The organism is Hwanghaeella grinnelliae (assembly GCF_004005845.1).
Classification (GTDB): Bacteria; Pseudomonadota; Alphaproteobacteria; order UBA8366; family Aestuariispiraceae; genus Hwanghaeella; species Hwanghaeella grinnelliae.
This window is the reverse complement of record NZ_SADE01000001.1, coordinates 1,063,523-1,083,383: the sequence shown is the minus strand read 5'-3', so window position 1 is coordinate 1,083,383 and position 19,861 is coordinate 1,063,523. Positions and strand designations below refer to the sequence as shown.

Genomic DNA, 19,861 nt, shown 5'->3' with positions numbered 1-19,861 from the left:
GCCGCCAAGTCATAGAACACTCACAATTTGGACTGAATGGGCAATTCGGGGGTGAAACAGAAACCGTTTCACCCCCGAGCATTGCAGTGACGTCAGCTAATGGCTTCCAAGAAAGCGTTCACTGCTTTCTCGGAATTGGCACCCCACCAAACCGGATCGTTGTAGACGACCTTGTCGATATTCATTGCGGAGGTAATTGCGTAGGCTTTCTGTCCCTCCGGAATCATCCCGAACGCGGTGGGATTGGTCGGCGTCATACCGAGGCAATCCAGCAACCCAAGTTGAGCTTTCGGGTCTTGAGCCGTTTGAATGAACTTCATGACCGCATCACGGCCGGCCGGGTTGCCGCGCGGCACAATATAGGCACCTGGCATTGCAAGCGCCTCGTTCATGACAAGTTTGTACCTGCCGTCCGTGTCGTCCTCGATCGCTTTTCCGCGATTTTGCCAAACCATCCCCATGCTGACTTCGCCATTGACGATCATGGAATGCGCTTCCGAGCCGGATCCCCAATAAAGGCTGTCTTCCTTGATCGTCTTGACCTTCGCAATGGCACGATCGAGGTCCAGTGGATACAGCGCGTCTTTGCTGACACCATCGGCTAAGAGCGCGCCTTCCAATGAGCCGTTTGCCCACTTGTACAGCGAGCGTTTCCCAGGGAATTCCGCGGTATTAAAAAAGTCAGCCCATGAGTTCGGCGGATTGTCGCCATATGCCTCAGTGTCGTACATGAAGGCATAGCCGTAGAATATGATCGAGACGCCATATTCCCAGGCGAACCCGTCCAGCACCTTCGCCTTATCAACAACACTGTAATCGATGGGCTCGAGATGACCTGAATCTCCGAGCGCGATCGCGTCAAATGCATCGGCATCGCATACGTCTGCCGTGACACTGCCGGAGTCGACCATCGCCTTAATCTTGCCCTGAAGCGGACCCGACGTATCGAAGCCGACGCCGATCCCGGTAGATTCCGTGAATGGTTCGGCGATGTACTGGCCGTGGCACACTTCGGATGATCCACCCCAGTTCCACAGGATTATCTGGTTTGCGGCGGCATGTGCGTCGCCGCGAGCGACTGCGGATACTGCGACGCCGGCCATGGCACAAAGCGTCAGGAACGCGCGCCTATCCATTTTTCCGGCCTTGAACGCCACCGCACCTTGTTGAACGGATTCCTTTAAAAACTGCTTATCCACTGAAAAACCCTCCATGTTCAAAAAACAGAAACCGGTAAAAGTCGGCCCCTTTTGATTTTGACCCCCTTAACCAAGGGAGCATTCCCAGTTGCTAGAAACTCTAACCTTCTAGTTTTGTGACGGCGTCATCGGTCCATCCCAAGTCAACAACTTGGCCCACCGAAAACGCGTTGCGGTTCCGCCAAATATCGACGTCGACCTCCAAGCATTTCCCGTCATCGAGCATCACCATCAGCTTCTGGACAGCGCCGAAATAGGAGATGGTTTGAATTTTTCCCGTTACCGACACGGCGCACTGCAAGTCGCCCGACGGCGCCACGTCGATCTTCTCCGGACGCAAGGCATAGGTCGCTTCCGACCGCTCCAGGAAGTTGCTTTTTCCAAGGAAGTCCGCCGCAAAGACGGTGCGCGGCTTTTCGTACAACTCGTTTGGCGTACCGACCTGCTCGATCTTGCCGTCACGCATGATCACGATCCGGTCGGACATCGAAAGCGCTTCTTCCTGGTCGTGCGTGACGTAGAGGAAGGTCGTACCGACGCGATCATGGATCGCCTTAAGCTGAGCCTGAACCTCAATCCGCAATTTTTTGTCCAGGGCGCCAAGCGGCTCATCCAACAATAAAACGGGCGGCGCGAAGCATAGCGCACGCGCAAGGGCAACGCGCTGCTGTTGCCCGCCAGAGAGTTGCTTCGGCAGACGATCCCCAAACCCTTCCAGTTGGACCAGCGCCAGCATCTCTTCGACACGACTTTCAATTTCAGATTTCGGGCGCTTTCTAACGTCAAGGGGATAGGAAATATTGCGGCGGACGGTCATATGCGGGAACAGGGCATAGCCCTGAAAGACCATGCCGAAATTCCGCTTTTCCGCCGGAACATTTAGGATCGACGCGCCGTCCAACGCGATATCACCGGATGACGCGTCCTCAAATCCCGCGATCATCATCAGCAAAGTCGTTTTTCCGGAACCGGATGGTCCGAGGAGCGTCAAAAACTCTCCTCGTTGCACTTCCAGGTTTACGTGATCGACCGCAGTCGTCGACCCGAAGGTCTTGGTTACATTCTTGATCGATAAGTCGCCGGTATCGGGAAGGGTCATGGGGGATCTACTTATCGCAGCCAAGTAAGTTGAGCTTGTTCCGTGCTTCTTGGGGGGAGACGACGCGCCCTCCCATCAGGTTCACCAATTGAACCGCCCGCTCGACGAGCTGCGCATTCGTTGCCAACACCCCACGTGAAAGATAGAGGTTGTCCTCCAGCCCTACCCTTATATTGCCACCCATCGCGACAGATGCCGCTGCCATGGCCATCTGCATGCGGGATATCCCGAACCCACCCCATATGGCGTTCGAAGGAAGCTGATCCTTCATAACTTTTAGCGTATCAACAGTGTGATCCGCGCCCCATGGAATGCCCAAGCAGATTTGGAATAGCGGTTGATCGGCGATCAATCCCTCTGAGACCATCTGAGTTGCAAACCGAATATGGCCCAGATCAAATACTTCCATTTCGGGCTTCACACCCCACTCTTTCACCATCGCCGCCATCGCGCGCAAGGTAGGGGGCGTTGAGATATAAATCTCATCTCCATTCCCGAAGTTGAGGGTACCGCAGTCCAGGGAACAGATTTCGGGCTTGCACAATTCCACATGACGCAAACGATCTTCCGGCCCGATCATGTCGGTGCCCGGGCCGGGCATCGCCGGATTGTCGGCGTCAGGAACCCAATCGCCCCCCATACCCGCAGTGAGGTTGATTACAACATCCGTGTCGCTTTCGCGAATTCGTTCAACTGTCTCCCTGAACAGCTCGGGGTCGCGCGATCCCTTTCCGGTTTCAGGGTCACGCACATGCACGTGGACAATCGACGCTCCGGCTTTCGCGGCTTCGATACTGGCATCTGCAATTTGTTGCGGAGTGACCGGTACATGGGGACTACGACCCGTGGTGTCGCCCGCGCCTGTAACCGCACATGTAAGGATAACGTCGGAATTCATCTACTGCCCCTTTAAAAGCCGAATGTCGGCAACCTGTCGTAATTTTTCGATAGTTTGTGTACAGCCACATGCCTCCTTGTATCGATAATTTGACAGCAGTAATCTTGTGTTTGACGATTTTTCGCATTACCCGAATTTTGCGCCACCTACATTAGGACCGGTGTTTTTTCTAATAATGCGCATCTTTTTGATAGGCGGTGGATCGATGGCTCGGAACGTAGTTTTTTTGCTCCTGCCCCGGTTTAACATGATGACTTTGAACGCATTGCTGGAGCCGATGCGTATTGCGAATTATCTTTCCCCAGATCGTGTTTACGACCATGTTTTCTATTCTTTTGACAACGTCGAAATGACGGCGAGCAACGGACTGACCGTGCGCGCCGAAGGCCCGCCCCCCGAAATCAAGGACCGGGAAACACGCATATTCGTGATGGGTAGCTGGGGGGCATGGAACTACGACAACGCTGCGATGATAGCTTGGTTGCGGCGACACCACCGCTACGGAATTTCAATCTGCGCTGTAGAAACCGCTAGCTATATCTGTGCGCGAGCAGGTGTGTTCAATCGCAAAGAAACGACCGTTCACTGGTCATGTATGGTTGGTTTTCTTGAACAATATCCGGAAACCGAGGTGAAAGAACAACTGTTCACGATCGACGGGAAAGTAATGTCATGCGCCGGCGGTACCGCCGGGTTCGATCTGATGCTAACTCTCATTCAGATGGACCATGGGGAAAGACTTGCCGGCGAAATATCCGATCAAATCATGCATCATCCGGTCAGACCGGCCGCGGCGCCCCAACGAATGACCCATGGACGGGGGTTGGAAACGGTCTCCTACATCGTCCGGGACGCCATCGGCTTGATGGAAATGAACATTAGCGAACCAATGACCGTTCCCGAGGTCGCGGATCATATTGGCGTTTCTCAACGGAAGCTGGAACGTCTGTTCAAACACACGATGGGCTGCAGCGTCGTGCAGTACAGTCTTTTGATGCGGTTACAACATGCCCGCGTGTTGTTGATCGCCACCGATATGGGGGTACGGCAAATCGCCGTTGCTTCCGGGTTCAACTCACTGTCCCATTTCGCCTATGCCTTCAAAAAATGCTTTGAACGACGCCCCAGCGAGTACCGTCAAGCATGGCCGGAAAATGATGCGTCCCCAAGTTGGCCGGGAACGCTCTCCAAGTTTTTGGATTCGTTGGAGCGTCGAACGAAGCTGAAGCACGGCGTGGAGAATGCCATGGATCCGGACCCGGTCTAAAGCGTCAGCTTCACTCGGTTTCTACCCGCCTCCCCCTTGTACGGCTTTCAACACCGCAACAATCATTCTATCGCGCTCTTCCGCCATTTTCTCGAACCCGGCCGGATCGGCCATCTCGTTGCACCCATCGACCATCTTGTCTCTCAGCGATTGGGTTAGGTCGGGCGCGGCCAGCCTTGTCCACGGAAGTTTCAGCGTCGGGCCGAATTGGTCCAGATTTGTCGCCATTCCACCGGCGCCGCACGCTACGTGAAATGCCATGCACTGGCCTTGAACGACCATCCTTGGTGCCGGCCCGTTTTTCAAGGCAATGTCGATTTGCTCAGGGGTCGCCTCGTCATTGTCGACCATATGCAAGGCTTCCCGCCAAAGCGCTTCCTGAAGTCGTGTCGCGACAAAACCCGGAATTTCCTTCTTCATAATAAGGGGGGCCTTGCCCGCGACCTGATAAAATGAACCGGCCCAAGCAACGGCGTCGGCGGCGGTCTTCTTCCCCCCCACAATCTCCACCAACGGCAAGAGATAGGGCGGGTTGAAGGGATGACCGATGACGCAACGCTCCGGCGTTGCACAATCCAACTGTATCTCCGTCATGGTCAGCCCCGAGGTCGAGGACCCAATCACGACATCGGTCGGCACAATCTCACCCAGGTTGCGATAGAGTTCCCTTTTAACAGGCAGGATCTCGGGTCCGCTTTCCTGAATGAATTGCGCACCATCGACAGATTTGGCGAGGTCGCTTGTAACCGTCAAACGATCAAGGGATGCCCCCTCCGCCAAACCAAGTTCAGTCAGGCTGATCCATGCGGTTTCAAGTATCCCTCGAAAAGTCGGCTCTTCGGCTGGGTCGTGAAGATACGCGGACACTTCATAGCCACGCGCCAGAAAATGGGCCGCCCAGCCACCGCCGATCGGCCCGCCACCGAGGCTTGCGACACGGGTGACGGATTCCGGCTTAGGATAATTCGCCATTGGTCTATTGCCCTTTGAAATTCGGTTGGCGCTTTTCGACAAACGCCGCCACGCCTTCCAATGCATCTTCGGATTTCAACATTTTCCGATAGGTCGGCAGATCGTCAGTCCGCATTTTTTTGAACGCTTCTTCCAATGGAATGGACTCGATGGCGCGCTGCACTTCCTTCACACTCTGCATCGCGAGTGGCGCGGACCATGCAATTTGTTCCGCCCATTCTCTTGCCGCGTCCAAATGCGTGCCTTTCGGTACGACCTTGTTAACCAGGCCATAATGGGCGGCCTCTACAGCGGTCATGCGGCGTCCCAGCAGGAACATTTCCATCGCAATATTATGCGGTATTCTTCGCGGCAATCGCTGAAGCGCGCCGGCATCTGGTACGATACCCAATGGCATTTCAGGCAGCCCGAATTCAACGTGCTCGTCCGCGATGATAAGATCACAACTCATCGCGACCTCGAAACCGCCGCCTATTGCAAGGCCATTCAAGGCTGCGATCACCGGTTTGTTGAGCTCCCAGTTCTCCGTCAGTCCTGCGAAGCCGCCAATCCCGTAATCGGCGGTCTCCCACCAGTTGTCGAGTTCCATCTCCCCGGCATTCAACGCTTTGAGATCCCAACCGGCAGAGAAAATCTTTTCTCCTTCCGCTGTTAAGATCCCCACCCATAATTCCGGGTCGTCACGCAATTCCGCGAACGCTTTCCCTAATTCCTGGCTCATCGGAATATCGATTGCGTTGACCTTTGGTCGATTCATTTTCACTTCAAGCACCCGACCATTGCGGGTAACTTCCACGCCAGAGCTCATGGAATTCTCCTAAACAGATTTATTGCCGACGGCCGTTGGTTAGACGTCAGGTAAAAGACGGTATGACTTCGTTACAGAACAGCTCCAACGACCGCTTCTGTTCCGCAAGTCCGAGCCCCAAGCTGGCGTAGTAGATGAACTCGTCGACCCCTAGCGCTTCATAGCGTTTCAGCTTCTCGATGACGTCATCCGGCGTGCCGAACATCAGGTTCTCGCTCAACATTTCCGGATTGTATTCGTCCCGGTTCTGCAGTTCCTCGATGGGAATCTGCTTCGGGAAACCGTTTTCCACGTCGCCTAGGTTCTTGAACAGATTCTCGAACTGCCCCAGTTGGCGCTGAGCGGCACGAACCGGCACTTCCCATTCCGCCTTTGTGTCGTAGACGGCCGTATGCCGCATCATGGCGAAAGTCGGCCGCGGTTGTCCCGGATTGGCCTCCAATGCGTCATCCAGCCTCTGCTTGTACATCTCGGCTTCTGAAAACGGACGGGTCAACGGCCATGCCATGATGTTGCATCCGTTCTTGACGGCAAAGTCATAGGTAATGGGTGCTCTCGCCGCGACCCATATCGGCGGATGCGGGGTCTGCAGTGGTTTTGGCACCGACGTCGCCTTGGGGAACGACCAGAATTCCCCGTTGTGCTCGTAGTCCCCGGCCCACAGCGCCTTCACCGCCGGAAGCATCTCATTCATGTATTTCCATGCGTCGGATTGTTTAAGTCCCGAATGCATGCGATCGAATTCACGTTGATACGCGCCCGAACCGATCCCAAATTCAAGCCGGCCGCCGCTGATCAAATCCGTGAAGGCAGCTTCCCCGGCAAGCTTGATCGGATGCCAATACGCCGCGACGGCGACCGCCGTTCCCAACCGGATATCGTTCGTGTGATTGGCCCACCAGGTCAGGATTTGAAATGGGTTTGGGGCGATGGTCATTTCCAGCGCGTGATGTTCCGCAGCCCATACGATATTAAAGCCGCCGCGGTCAGCCATCTGGACCATCTCAAGCGTGTGCTGCGCGACATCCTTCATGTCGAGCGTTTCGTCCAACCTCTCCAGGTTGATTGCCAGTTGGAATTTCATACCAAATCCTCTTCTTGAATTGCTCAGCGCATCACAAATGGGTTTGCGATTGGCGTATCGGAGGTGTTGAACCAAACCGTTTTCGGGCGGGTATAGTCGTACATCGCCTGGAACCCGCTTTCGCGCCCATAACCGGATCCCTTCACGCCACCGAACTCGGCGATCGGCGAAACGACCCGGTAGGTGTTTACCCAGACAATGCCGGCCCTTACGGCTTTCGACATCCGCATTGACCGGGCTGCATCACGCGTGAAAATCCCGGCGGCCAACCCATGTTTCGTATCATTCGCCAGTTCGATCACTTCCTCCTCTGTCTTGAATCGCAACGCACATAGAACCGGCCCGAACAACTCGGTATCCACGATGGTCATCGACTGGGAAGGGCAATCGATAATTGTCGGTTCGAAGAAAAGACCATTCATCCCCTCGGGCTTCTTGCCCCCACACAAGACTTTCCCGCCTTCCGATTGAGCTATCGCGATTTGATTGGTGATATGATCGACCTGGCCTTGTGTGCATAACGGCCCCATCTGAGTGTCCTCGGCCAATGGGTCGCCAATGATTATTTTTTTCGCCTGCGCGGTCATACGCTCCAGAAATTCATCGGCGATATTCTCGTGCAAATAGAGGCGCGAACCGGCGACGCAGCTCTGCCCCGACGCGCCGAAAATACCGGCAATGGACGCATTGACGGCGCTATCCAATGACGCATCGTCGAAAACAATGAACGGCGATTTCCCACCCAACTCCAAAGACACCTCCGCGAAGTTTTCGGCGGAGTTGTGGAGGATTTGCCGTGCTGCATTGGGCCCACCGGTAAACGAAATTCGAGAGACCAATGGGTGGGAAGACAGCGCCTTGCCACAGGGGTCGCCATGACCCGTGACGATATTGACGACACCGGGCGGAAACCCCGCCTCCTCAATCAATTCGCCGAATTCCAGCATCGCAGCGGAAGCATGTTCCGAGGCTTTGAGCACCACTGTGTTGCCGGCGGCGAGTGCCGGCCCGATCTTCACCGCCACCAAAAACAACTGCGAATTCCAGGGGACGACAGACGCGACGACACCCAAAGGCTCACGGTTTGTAAAAACAAACAGATCGGGCTTGTCTATTGGCAGTGTCTCGCCACGGACTTTATCCGCACAGCCGGCGAAAAAATGGAAAAACTCCGAAATATACTTGGCCTGCCAACGTGTCTCTTTGAACAACTTTCCCGAATCGATGGTCTCGGTTCGTCCGAGATCCTCGGATTTTTCGGCAAGTAGATCCCCGAGCTTTCGCAGAATTTTCCCACGTTCCGTCGGTGTCATCGTTGCCCATGGACCACTGACAAAAGCGGCATGTGCAGCGCGCACGGCCCGGTCCACATCTTTTTCCGTCGCTTCCGGGATCCGCGCCCAGACCTGTTGCGTCGCAGGATTAAAGCTGTCGAACGCCGCGTTGCCGGACGCATCGGACCATTTTCCGTCGATCAGCATTTGATAGTTTTTGATGTCTGTCATGTTGCTCGCCGTTTGCTTGTTTCGCGAAGAGTGTGGCCTCTTCCTCGATACGACATGCAATTTTCCGACAAGGTGTTGCGAAAATTCGCAATGCGATTTCTTTCGGATGACGAATATTCCCGTGAAGCAGTGTTCGAAAGGCACGCTGGCGCTGATGCGCTCCTGATCCTTATTGGTCGCACGAGGGAAAATTATGACGCCGAAAAAAGAAATTGTTGGCGGCCCGGTCGTCATCGACGGACGAACACTTAGTCTCTCGCGAGCCGTCCGCGCGGGCGACTGCGTTTATCTGACGGGCCAGATCCCGATGAAGGATGGCGCGCCAATGACGACCGGTACGATCGAAGAACAGACCGAAGCGGTTCTCGATGACATTCAGGCCACCTTGGCATTAGCGGGGTGTCAGCTCACGGACGTTGTAAAAGCTATGGTTTGGGTCCAGGACAGGGCCGACTTCCCGGGTTTCAACGAGGTCTATGGGCGTTACTTTCCAAGCGAACCGCCGGCACGGTCATGCGTTGTCAGTGACCTGCTGGTCGACTGCCGCGTCGAGGTGGAAGTCATCGCCTATCATCCCCTCCCTGACCGCAACGCATGAACGGTGGTAACGATGTTCGGAACTTGTTCTGACGGTACAAACTATGAATTGGCCGGTCCGGAAGACGGACAGCCAATCGTGTTCATTCATGGTCTGGGTCTCAATAAGGAGGTTTGGCAGTTCCAGACTGCTGCGTTCTCCGGCTCTTATCGGACGGTGACCTACGACCTTTTCGGACACGGCGACAGTCCCGCAGCCCCGCAAAAACCCTCTCTTACTGTTTTTTCCCAACAGTTGGCGAAGGTGCTGGAGGCTTGTCGGTTGGATAGTGCGGTCATCGTCGGATTCTCGCTCGGCGGCATGATCGCAAGGCGCTTTGCCCAAGACTACCCGGAGAAAACGAAAGCCCTCGTAATCCTTAATTCACCACACAAGCGGAGCAAGGAAGCGCAAGCGGACATCCTTGCACGCGTGGAGCTCGCCCGAAAAGAAGGGCCCGGCGCCACCGTGGAGGCTGCATTGGTCCGTTGGTTCACCGATTCCTACAGAAGTTCCCATCCCGACGTGATGAACCTGGTGCGCCGTTGGGTCCTGGCCAATGACCCTGAAATATATCCCAGCAATTACGAAGTTCTCGCCAGCGGGATCGACGAAATCGTTTCTCCATCACCACCGATTTCGTGCCCTGCATTGATTGTTACCGGCGATGAAGATTACGGCAACGGGCCGGAAATGACGCGCGCGATTGCATCAGAAATTCCCGGCTCGACCGCTGTGGTTCTACCAGGCCTCAGGCATATGGGTCTGATGGAGGACCCGGAAGCGGTAAACGCGCCAATTCGATCTTTTCTAGAAACTCTGGAATAGCGGGGATACGCAGGACCATGGCGACTCGAATCGCGAATCCAATCAAAGACGAGAAAAGGCATGCCCTGCGGTCCGCGTTTGGCGCCTTTCCCACAGGGGTCACAGTCGTCACCGCACGCCAGTCGGACGGAGCCCCCAGGGGGTTTACAGCGAATTCCTTTACATCGGTGTCGCTCGATCCGCCGATGCTCCTGGTCTGTATCGCAAAATCCGCACATAGCTGCGATGTGTTTACGAACACCGCTTATTTCGGGGTGAGTATCCTTAAAGAGGATCAGAAAGACGCTTCAGGTCTTTTCGCTTCTCAGCGACCGGACAAATTCGATATTGCTGATTGGTTCGCGGGGCGCCACGACGTTCCATTGATCTCCGGTTCACTCGCAACATTCACATGCGTACGCGACAAGGCCGTGGATGCCGGCGACCACGTCATCCTGGTCGGAGAAGTGGAAGAGTACGACATCGACGACGGTCGGCCGCTGGGCTTTTTTCGAGGCAACTACTTTTCACTTGGGTTGGAGGAAACACTCGTTTCAGCCGCCGCACGGGCCCAGGATTTGACGATCGGCGCAGTGCTGCAACGCGGGGACGACGTGCTCGTGAAGATCGATGCGCACGGCCGCTTCAGCCTCCCTAAAGTTACCGGCCCGGAGGCGAGCGAAAGCCACTTTAACAAAACGCTGGTCGAAAAGGGCGTAGAACCCTCTTTGGACTTTCTTTACGCGATCTACAGAGACAACGAGTCCGGTGCGCATTCGATCTTCTACCACGGTACGGTGTCGGGCTCTCCCGGTGCCGGCCTGACCTTCGTAGGACTTGCCGATTTTCCTTTGGAGAAAATCGAGAACGCGGCGGAGCGCAGCATGCTCAACCGTTACCGAAGCGAAGTTCAGCACGGTCAGTTCAGTATTTATGAAGGCACCGATGAAGTCGGTCGCGTCCGTCAGGTCGCAAATGCGGCGCTCCATACAAGGTAATCGGACATGTACGACTTAATTGCCGGCCTTCGGATCGTCGAGGTATCCGCCTTCGTGGCAGCACCATTCGCCCCCCTTACCCTTTCCCAACTCGGTGCTGATGTAATCCGTATCGACCCGGAAGGCGGCGGCATCGACTATCGGCGCCGGCCCCTTAGCGATGACCAAACAAGCTTGTATTGGGCCGGCCTCAACAAAGGAAAACGGTCCGTTGCGCTCGATCTTCGGTCGGCCGATGGGCAGGAAAAGGTCGATCAACCAGGGATCGGCAAGCATCTTTCCGCCGGATCACCGATCAATTTTGTTGGCGAGAAGCGCCAACCCGTCCGGCCCGCGGTACAGGTCGGCCAAGATACGCACGCCGTGTTGCGCAATGTCAGCTCCGGCAGGTTCGGCAGTTCAATGTTACCGGAGTAAGCAGGAATATGTCTTTCATCGCCGTGCCAACACAAACAGAAGCCGTCAAAGATCTTCGCGATGCCGTCATGACGGCACGGATCTATCTGGATCGTTTGCGCGATCAACTCACGAAACACAGCAGTTCAGGCGACCGTCACCTACAGTTCCGCCGCCATGGTTATGCCTGGATGGCCGCCTATTGCGAAGCCATGGCCGCCGTTCAGTTTTGGTCGGAGAACCTCGCCGAGGCAGGACGGTTCTTCGAACTTGAACAATTGATTGCGCGGGCAAGCGTCGCGGAATATCTGAACCAACTACGCTTTGGCGTAGCGATGAGCCAAGATGAGGTGGTCCGTCCCGGAGATTTTGACGAACCCGGCGACACGACCTGCGCCCGGTTGGCAGACGCCTTCGGTCAGGACCCGGCAATAGCGCGATTTGCTCAATCGACAGTCGTCGAACTTGGACGACGGATTATCGACGCCTCGCTAAAACGCCAGAGCTATGGGGATTTCGGTTTGGACGAAACCCATACGCTGATCGCCAACGAATTCGAGGCATTCTCCGAGAAGGAGATACTGCCGAACGCGCATGGTTGGCATGAAGACGACGCGCTGATCCCCGACCAGGTTGTGGCGAAGCTGGCCGATATGGGAGTGTTCGGTTTGACCGTGCGCGAGGAGTTTGGCGGCACCGGACTCGGAAAACTCGCCATGTGCATCGTCACTGAGGAATTATCGCGCGGTTTCCTTGGTGTGGGCAGCCTGGGCACACGTTCCGAGATCGCCGGCGAACTCATTCAGGTCAATGGAACAGCCGCGCAAAAGTCTTACTATTTGCCGAAGATCTGCAGCGGCGAGATCTTGCCTGCTGCGGTATTCACGGAACCGGATACCGGCTCGGACCTCTCCCGCCTGTCGACACGCGCCGACCGCCAGAGCAATCACTACATTGTTTCAGGAAACAAGACCTGGATCACCCATGCCGCCCGGTCGGATCTGATGACCTTGTTGGTCAGAACGGATCCGAATGAAAAGGGACATCGCGGGTTGACCATGTTGTTGGCGGATAAGACGCGCGGAACCGACAGCGACCCTTTTCCCGATGATGCGATTAGTGGCGGAGAAATTCCCGTCATCGGCTATCGCGGCCTTAAGGAATACGACCTTGCCTTCGACGGTTTCAAGGTTCCCGTCGACGCAGCCCTCGGCGGGCTGGAGGGACAAGGTTTCAAGCAATTGATGAACACGTTTGAAAGCGCCCGAATACAAACAGCCGCCCGGGCGCTCGGCGTGGCGAGGAATGCCCTGGATTTCGGTTTCGACTATGCCGGAACACGCATGCAGTTTGGCAACCCGATCCTGAGCTATGAGCGGGTGTATGGGAAACTCGCGCGCATTCTGGTCGAAAGCATGGCCGTCCGACAATTGACCTACATGGCGGCGCGCAAAAAGGACCAGGGCGGCAGAAGCGACGTCGAAGCCGGAATGGCGAAATTGCTTGCGGCCCGCCTTGCCTGGTCGGCCGCGGACAACGTTCTGCAGATACATGGTGGAATCGGATTTGCCGCGGAAACGCCAATCTCACGTCTGCTCTGCGACGCAAGAATCCTCAGCATCTTCGAAGGCGCTGCAGAAATACAGGCGGAAATCATTGCCCGCGGCCTACTCGGACGATGAAACGTAACCAGTTAAACGAACAGCAACGAAAGAGCCCTTATGGAAAATATCATTCGAAAAGTCGTAACCTATGATGAGGATGTTCTGATCGAAGGCGGCAAGGAAGCCGATCCGGTCCTGCGCTTGATCGGTGTTGCCGCGGTCGTCTCAAATCCCTGGCACGGCCGCGGTTTCGTCGAGGACCTGATGCCTGAAATCAAGGTCTACGCCCCGCAACTCGGCAAGATGTTGTCTGACCGCCTTATTGGGTTAGCCGGAAGCGGTGATGCGATCGAAGCCTATGGCAAAGCCTGCGTTTCCGGTGTGAATTGCGAGATCGAACTTGCCTCCGCCCTGATCCATACGCTCAAGTTCGGCAACTTCTATCGCCAAGCTGTCGGCGCAAAAAGCTATCTGGGATTCACGAATACCCGCGGTCCGGCCAATTGCCAAATTCAGATCCCATTGATGGACAAGCATGACACCGGCCGACGGTCCCATTACCACACCGTGCAGTTCTCAATTCCCGATGCTCCCGCGCCGGACGAATTGGTAGTCGCTCTGGGCGCCGCGCTCGGCGGTCGCCCGCATCACAGGATCGGGAATCGTTACTCGGACCTGGAAGACCTTGGCGCCGATGTCGAGAATCCGGCAGGGGTTTGAGCCGAAAAATGGTCCGGAGACACTCAGTTCGGCCATAGGACTATTCGGATCAAGGGCCGGGTTTTCCCCACGGTGGTCGGACTGCTATCCGGCCACCGCCCCCTGAAACCCCCGGTTTTCCTTGCTTCGCGAAGACACCCCGCGGTGTTTCTGCACACGAAGGCACTTGTTCTGTATCCTGGTGGGTGACGGCAGCGTGAACTCAACAGGAGAAGCAGGCATGGACGACATCCCGCACTTCGCCGCGAACACGGTCGGCACGGACTATATCGTTGGCGATGTGCACGGCTGCCACGACATGCTGATGGACGCGCTGTCGGGGTTGTCCTTCGAACCCGGATATGACCGCCTGTTCAGCGTCGGCGATTTGATAGATCGCGGCCCGGCCAGCCTGTCCTGTCTGCGTTTGATCCGGGAACCTTGGTTTTTCGCCGTCCTTGGAAATCACGAACAGATGATGCTTGAAACCCCTGACGGCGGCGATGACAGCATGTGGTTCCGGAACGGTGGTGATTGGTACGCACGTTTGACCGCCGATGAGCGTCGTGAGGCGGACAGCCTGAAGACCGATTTGGCGGCGCTTCCGCGACGCATCATCGTGGAGGACAAGGCGGGAAACAGGATCGGCGTGTCCCACGCCCAGCCGCATGGCCCCGAATTCAGTGCGCGCATGGACAATCGATCCGCCTATGAACTGGTCTGGGGGCGATCCGTGATCCACAGCCGACGCCCCTACGACATGAACGACGTCGACCTGACTGTTCATGGCCATACCCCGGTTGATCGGGTCACCCCCGTCGGCAGGCATTTGTTTATCGATACCGGCGCTGTCTATGGCGGGAAACTCTCTGTGCTGACTGTCGACAGCCTGTCCAATCTGATCGAAACCGTATGACGCCGGAAGTCGGAAGACGGCAGAACGGGCTTTTCGCGACACCTCAGCTCCGCAGCGGCTGGGTGTCGGTGAGGACCCAGTCCCGGAAGGCACGGACCGGTTTTCGGCGCATGCTTTCCGGCAGATAGAGCATGGAATAGTCCCCGAAAGTCAGCCCGACCTTGGAAAAGCGGATCAGGCGGCCCGCTTCGATATCGCTGGCGATCAACTCATAGGAAATCAAGGCCAGACCCTGGCCGGACAGCGCGCCTTCGATCGCCAGAAGACTTGCAAGCGGACCGGAGACCGGCGGCAGCGTCGCATCCGGCACCCCGGCGGTACGAAACCATTGCGCCCATCCCTCGCCCCGGTCTTCGTGCAACAAACGGAAATTCAGCAGGTCTTTCGGTTCCGTCGGCACCCCACCCTCCGGGACCATGGACGGCGCCCCGACCGGAAAGACCGTGGACCGGACGATGTGGTCCGACTTCAGCTCCGGCCAAGTTCGATAGCTGTACCGGATCGCCAGGTCTGCCTCGTAATGCTCGATATCCGCCAGCCGGCTCGACGCATCGATGCGGAGCTCGATTTCTGGATAAGCGGCATAAAACCCACCGAGGCGCGGCATCAACCATTTCTGTGCGAAAGTCCCTTCGACGCTGACCGTGACCAGCCCTTCAACCTTGTTCGTCAAAGCTTCCGTCGCTTCCGCGATGCGGTCGAAGGCCGGCCTCACCTCGTCCAGGTAACGCGTCCCCGCCTCCGTCAATTCGACGCCGCGCGGAACAATCCGGAACAATTGGACACCCAACCGTTTCTCCAGCCCGCGCACATGCCGGCTGATCGCGGCATGGGTCACATTCATCTCTTCCGCGGCCCGGGAAAAACTGCCCAAACGGCCGGCCGCGTCGAAAGCGCGCAAAGCGTTCAAAGGGGGAAGTTGGCGAGGCATAAGTCAGTGTGACTTTTTGTTATACCAGCTGTCAAGAAATGGCATTTGAGTAATAACCGCAACGGGCGCACATCTTAACCAACGAAACCCCTGGACCAACCTGCAAACAAGGGAGGTAAAAATGTCCGAACAAAACATTTGCCTTGATTCCTTCACAGCCGCGCGCCCTCAAAAGGCCCGCTGGGCGACTTTGACCAGCTTCGATTTCGGCCATCTGTTGGCTGAATTCCGGGCGTGGCGGGAAAATCAGGAAACCCTTCGACACCTGCGTAGCCTGAATGATCACCAGCTTCGGGACATCGGCCTTCGCAAGCATGATCTGCCGCCGGCGCTACAGGATCAAATGGTCGCCGACCGGCACGGAATGGAGGCCCTGTTTCCGCACGCGCTGGTGACTTTGAAGGCGCGCAACAAGCCGAAGGTGTGTGACTAATGCGAACGGCCGTGCGGTGAGGCACAAGTCCTCGTCCGCGCGGCCCGCTTGCCCGAACACGACATGAACGCCTACCCTGCGGGACAAGTCCTCAACCCCGCCGGTTTTATGAATCCTCTCAATTCGCCTGTGCTGCGTGGCATCGTATTGATACTGATCGCCATCGCTTTGTTCGACGTCATGGCGGCGATCATTAAATATATGGGGGCGTCCTATCCGCCGCAGCAGCTTTCCATGTTCCGCTGCTTCTTCGGCGTCTTTCCCGCCATCGGGTTGTTATTCCTGTCACGCGATTGGCGGCGCAGCGGGCGGCCGATAAAGATGCGGCAATGGCCGCTTGGACTGATGCGCGGTTTCTTCGTCGCGATAGCGCAGTTCTGCTACTACACCTCTCTCGCCAATCTTGAATTCGCCCTTGCGGCGACCTTGACCTTCGCCGGACCGCTCTTCGTCACAGGGTTATCCATCCCGGTGTTGAAAACCAAAGTCGGTCTATGGCGGTGGATCGCCGTGATGATCGGCTTCGCCGGGCTGATCATGATCATGCAGCCGGGCACGGACGTCTTCACCCCCTATGCCCTTCTGCCGCTTTGCGCCGCCTTTGGATATGCTTCGTCCAGCGTCAGCGTGAAGCTGATCGACGACGGCGTACCGACACCGACAATCAATCTTTATTCCAGCGCCGGCGCGTTGTTGGGGGCGACCATTTTTGTCGTCGCAACCGATGCCTACCGCATTGTTGAAACGGGTGAGGACTGGCTTTGGCTTTTCGCCATGGGACTGGCCGGCGGGCTGGCCGTCTTCACCCTTGTTTCCGCCTATCGTCAAACTTCGCCAAGCAACCTGGCCCCCTTCGAATATTTCGGGATACCGCTATCCTTCGTGATCGGCTGGCTGGTCTTCGGCGAAGCCCCGTTCGACCGGTTGATGCCCGGCGTGTTTCTGATCGTCGCCGGCGGCATCATCATCTACTGGCGGGAACGCTATCACGCGGCGAAATCCTGAGACGTCAGGCGCCTACAGTATAACTTTCAGGCTCTTGCGAGCCTGTCTTCCGGCAAACTCAGCGTGACTTCCATTCCCTTGCCCGGCGTGCTTCTGAGAGCCAGACCGCCATCGTGCAATTCCATGATGCGTGAAGACAAGGATAAGCCCAGGCCGGTTCCCTGATGCGCCAAATCCGGATTGCGGTTGGACTGGGAAAACGGCTGCAGGACCAATTCCATATCCCCTTCCGGTATGCCCGGCCCCTCATCCTTGATGACGATATCGGCCCCGGCCCCTTTCCGGATACGGATCGCAATATCGATTTTCCCTTCTTCGGGAGAATAGTGGATGGCGTTGGACAAAATATTAAAAATGGCCTGTCGCAGCAGTCTTTTGTCGCCCCGGACGATGACCGGATCGGCCGGTGCCGTCACCGCCAGCGTCACAGCCTTTTTCAGAGCAGCCCCTTCGGACATGGCCGTGCAGGTAGCGACAAGCTCGTTCAGATCCAACGCTTCCTCATGAACCTCCATCGCACCCGCCTCAATCTTCGACAGATCGAGGATATCCGTCAGAACGGCGTGAAGATGTTGTCCGGAATGCAGGATATGCGCGGCATATTCCTTGTATTGCGGCTTCCCGATCGGCCCCATCAGTTCTTCTTTTAGAATGTCGGAAAAGCCCAGGATGGAATTCAGGGGGGTCCGCAACTCATGGCTCATATGCGCCAGGAAGTCGGACTTGGCCTTGTTGGCTGCAATCAACGATTCTTCCAGAACCTTCGCATCCGTGATGTCACGCGTCGTCCCATAGGTGAAACGCGCCGTGCCGTTTTCATCGGTTTCGACCTCGGCCAATTCGTGGATGTACCGAATTTCACCGCTCCGGCGGCGGATGGCCGTAACAAGCTCATAGCCTGTACCGGCCACGGTCGCCTCATGAACCGTTTTGAAATAAGCCTCGCGTTCCGTGTCCGGGTACCAGTCCAACTCCGTCTCGAAGCTGGACGCATTCCGCATATATTCTTCCACCGAAACATCAAAAATCTCAGCGATTTCGGGGGAGGCATAGATGCTTTTGTCGAGTTTGTGGTCCCAAATCCAATGACCGACCTTCGCAAGACGCACCGCCCGGCGCAATTGCGCCTCACTCTTACGCCGCTCCCGATCCAGGTCCACGATGACCCGCGCCACCATCACCGCCCCGACCGCCATAAGGGATATGGCCAAAGCATTGGCGGGCCATCGCAAATCGTAGCGGATCAATCGATTTAACAGCGCGTCCGGCGCCGCGTCGAACAGGACGGGGCCGATATAGGCCAGATAAAGTGCGGCCAAACTCCAGCAGGTCAACAAACCGAGCCCCAGGAACCCGATCACCATCCCCGGTTCCGTCCGCAGCCGCCGAAACCGGCGGGCCTGGCGATGCAGGAGATAGCCGGTCACAAGGACAACCAGGACAATCGTGAGATCCACCATGGTCATGATGGTGTCGACTGACGGCAAGTTCCCTCCTGGGGCGGTATTATCTTTTTCTGCGCCAAGTATACGCAAAATAGTCACAATAAAAATAGTGCAAATATTAATGAATAGATATGTCGCTTAGTTCTGCAAATTCCCTTAGAGTGTATTTACGAAGTATTCACTAGTCTTGTCGTTTTCTTTAAACTGTATAGATAAGCCAAGTAGTCTGAATAAGGTCATCGACATGGGAAAGACCGGCAATCGCAGCCAAGCACACCGTCTGGGCAGCGTCGTCATCAGTGGCGTGCTGACAGCAATGATCGTCGGCGACGCTTCTGCCACACCAATCTTGGAAACGGCCGGAACGGCGGAATTGAAGGGTGCCATCGCCGCAATCGAAAAGGGTGACGGCGGTTCCGCGATTGACGATTTGCACAATATGACAGCGTCCGGCAATGCAGAGGCCGGATATCTATTGGGCTCCATCTGGCACAAGGGCCTTGGCGTTTCCCGCGACTTTGCGAAGGCGCGCGATGCCTATTCGGCGGCGGCTTTCTTGGGTAATCCAAAAGCGATGAACGAATTGGGGCTACTTTACCGGGATGGCCTTGGCGTTGTCGCCGACCCGATCGAGGCCGTCGCCTGGTTCCGCGTCGCCGCGGAGTACAATTTGACCAACGCGATTGAAAATCGGGACACGCTGGAATCCGATATGGTTGACCGGGATCGCGCGGCCGGACGGGCCCTGGCCCTGCGTCGCGAGCTTGAGATCGACCTTCTGTCACGCGACAAACTCGGCAAACCGCCAAAGGTTCCGACCCGGGTCGCCCAGAGCGCCAATACCCGTGACATCGCGCTCGCCATGCTGCGTCAGGAATCGGAAGCCCGCGACGCCGCCCCCCAGAAAAACGAGACAGCGGACATCGCCGTTCCGACCGAAGAGCCGGCGCCGCAAGCCGATCAACAACTATCCGCCCCCTTTCTGGTACAGATAGGCGTTTTCGCAAAGGCGGAGAGCGTGCGCCGCATCCGCGACGAGGCGGAAGGCCTGGGGTTGCCGGTACAGGAAGACATCCGTGACGTTAATGGCAAAAAGGCCACCCGTTTGACCGCCGGGCCGTTCGAGACGGAGAACGCGGCTAAGGAAGCCGCCGCAAAGCTGGATTCAGCCTTGAAGGTGAAGACGCGGGTGATGCCCGCCACCTCCTGAGCTCCCTC

20 protein-coding genes are annotated in these 19,861 nt (G+C 56.5%); 11 read left to right on the top strand and 9 right to left on the bottom strand.

Annotated features, from left to right (window positions below; translation table 11 throughout):
* Positions 1-92: 92 nt before the first annotated feature.
* From EOI86_RS04875 to EOI86_RS04865, 3 genes are all read right to left on the bottom strand, one after another.
* Entirely contained in the window at positions 93-1,199 is a 1,107-nt protein-coding gene (locus EOI86_RS04875; RefSeq protein WP_205032063.1) for an extracellular solute-binding protein, read from the bottom strand.
* A gap of 100 nt (positions 1,200-1,299) precedes the next feature.
* Positions 1,300-2,298, bottom strand: a complete 999-nt coding sequence (locus EOI86_RS04870; protein ID WP_127763985.1) for an ABC transporter ATP-binding protein — start codon at positions 2,296-2,298, stop codon at positions 1,300-1,302.
* Positions 2,299-2,305: 7 nt separating this feature from the next.
* The gene (locus EOI86_RS04865; RefSeq protein WP_127763984.1) at positions 2,306-3,196 is read right to left on the bottom strand and encodes a beta-keto acid cleavage family enzyme; all 891 of its coding nucleotides are present in this window, start codon (positions 3,194-3,196) and stop codon (positions 2,306-2,308) included.
* Positions 3,197-3,302: 106 nt separating this feature from the next.
* Here EOI86_RS04865 and EOI86_RS04860 point away from each other — a divergent pair, with 106 nt between their 5' ends.
* A complete protein-coding gene (locus EOI86_RS04860) occupies positions 3,303-4,463 on the top strand; it encodes a GlxA family transcriptional regulator (protein WP_240035571.1) in 1,161 nt (386 codons plus the stop codon).
* 21 nt (positions 4,464-4,484) lie between these two features.
* On the opposite strand, the gene EOI86_RS04855 is transcribed toward EOI86_RS04860, so the two are convergent.
* The 4 genes from EOI86_RS04855 to EOI86_RS04840 are packed head-to-tail and all read right to left on the bottom strand — an operon-like array spanning position 4,485 to position 8,832.
* A complete protein-coding gene (locus EOI86_RS04855; RefSeq protein WP_127763983.1) occupies positions 4,485-5,435 on the bottom strand; it encodes a 3-hydroxyacyl-CoA dehydrogenase NAD-binding domain-containing protein in 951 nt (316 codons plus the stop codon).
* 4 nt (positions 5,436-5,439) lie between these two features.
* Positions 5,440-6,231 (bottom strand): enoyl-CoA hydratase-related protein, encoded by a 792-nt coding sequence (locus EOI86_RS04850; protein ID WP_205032062.1) that lies wholly within the window; start codon positions 6,229-6,231, stop codon positions 5,440-5,442.
* Between the two features lie 58 nt (positions 6,232-6,289).
* Positions 6,290-7,327: an LLM class flavin-dependent oxidoreductase gene (locus tag EOI86_RS04845; RefSeq protein ID WP_127763981.1), complete on the bottom strand. Its 1,038-nt coding sequence runs from the start codon at positions 7,325-7,327 to the stop codon at positions 6,290-6,292.
* Between the two features lie 23 nt (positions 7,328-7,350).
* Positions 7,351-8,832: an aldehyde dehydrogenase gene (locus tag EOI86_RS04840; protein WP_127763980.1), complete on the bottom strand. Its 1,482-nt coding sequence runs from the start codon at positions 8,830-8,832 to the stop codon at positions 7,351-7,353.
* Positions 8,833-9,025: 193 nt separating this feature from the next.
* On the opposite strand from EOI86_RS04840, the gene EOI86_RS04835 reads away from it, so the two are divergent.
* The 7 genes from EOI86_RS04835 to EOI86_RS04805 all read left to right on the top strand — a co-directional run bounded on the left by EOI86_RS04835 (position 9,026) and on the right by EOI86_RS04805 (position 14,829).
* The gene (locus EOI86_RS04835; RefSeq protein WP_127763979.1) at positions 9,026-9,430 is read left to right on the top strand and encodes a RidA family protein; all 405 of its coding nucleotides are present in this window, start codon (positions 9,026-9,028) and stop codon (positions 9,428-9,430) included.
* Between the two features lie 12 nt (positions 9,431-9,442).
* Positions 9,443-10,237: an alpha/beta fold hydrolase gene (locus EOI86_RS04830; RefSeq protein WP_127765128.1), complete on the top strand. Its 795-nt coding sequence runs from the start codon at positions 9,443-9,445 to the stop codon at positions 10,235-10,237.
* 17 nt (positions 10,238-10,254) lie between these two features.
* The gene (locus EOI86_RS04825) at positions 10,255-11,214 is read left to right on the top strand and encodes a flavin reductase family protein (protein ID WP_127763978.1); all 960 of its coding nucleotides are present in this window, start codon (positions 10,255-10,257) and stop codon (positions 11,212-11,214) included.
* 6 nt (positions 11,215-11,220) lie between these two features.
* Positions 11,221-11,631, top strand: coding sequence for a CoA transferase (locus EOI86_RS04820; protein ID WP_127763977.1), 411 nt, complete (start codon positions 11,221-11,223; stop codon positions 11,629-11,631).
* 8 nt (positions 11,632-11,639) lie between these two features.
* Positions 11,640-13,292, top strand: coding sequence for an acyl-CoA dehydrogenase family protein (locus EOI86_RS04815; protein WP_127763976.1), 1,653 nt, complete (start codon positions 11,640-11,642; stop codon positions 13,290-13,292).
* Positions 13,293-13,331: 39 nt separating this feature from the next.
* Complete coding sequence (locus tag EOI86_RS04810) at positions 13,332-13,934, top strand: amino acid synthesis family protein (RefSeq protein ID WP_127763975.1); 603 nt, start codon at positions 13,332-13,334, stop codon at positions 13,932-13,934.
* 220 nt (positions 13,935-14,154) lie between these two features.
* Positions 14,155-14,829 carry a metallophosphoesterase gene (locus EOI86_RS04805; RefSeq protein ID WP_127763974.1) on the top strand — a complete coding sequence of 225 codons (675 nt, stop codon included), beginning with the start codon at positions 14,155-14,157 and terminating at the stop codon, positions 14,827-14,829.
* 43 nt (positions 14,830-14,872) lie between these two features.
* Here EOI86_RS04805 and EOI86_RS04800 read toward each other — a convergent pair whose 3' ends face one another.
* On the bottom strand, positions 14,873-15,760 hold the full coding sequence (locus EOI86_RS04800; RefSeq protein WP_127763973.1) for a LysR substrate-binding domain-containing protein: 888 nt from the start codon (positions 15,758-15,760) through the stop codon (positions 14,873-14,875).
* Positions 15,761-15,881: 121 nt separating this feature from the next.
* On the opposite strand from EOI86_RS04800, the gene EOI86_RS04795 reads away from it, so the two are divergent.
* Positions 15,882-16,193: a DUF1127 domain-containing protein gene (locus EOI86_RS04795; RefSeq protein WP_127763972.1), complete on the top strand. Its 312-nt coding sequence runs from the start codon at positions 15,882-15,884 to the stop codon at positions 16,191-16,193.
* A gap of 63 nt (positions 16,194-16,256) precedes the next feature.
* A complete protein-coding gene (locus tag EOI86_RS04790; protein WP_205032060.1) occupies positions 16,257-17,198 on the top strand; it encodes a DMT family transporter in 942 nt (313 codons plus the stop codon).
* Between the two features lie 26 nt (positions 17,199-17,224).
* Here the strand turns inward: EOI86_RS04790 and EOI86_RS04785 are convergent, their stop codons facing one another.
* On the bottom strand, positions 17,225-18,685 hold the full coding sequence (locus EOI86_RS04785; RefSeq protein WP_127763971.1) for a sensor histidine kinase: 1,461 nt from the start codon (positions 18,683-18,685) through the stop codon (positions 17,225-17,227).
* A gap of 202 nt (positions 18,686-18,887) precedes the next feature.
* On the opposite strand from EOI86_RS04785, the gene EOI86_RS04780 reads away from it, so the two are divergent.
* Positions 18,888-19,853, top strand: coding sequence for an SPOR domain-containing protein (locus tag EOI86_RS04780; protein ID WP_127763970.1), 966 nt, complete (start codon positions 18,888-18,890; stop codon positions 19,851-19,853).
* Positions 19,854-19,861: the final 8 nt, after the last annotated feature.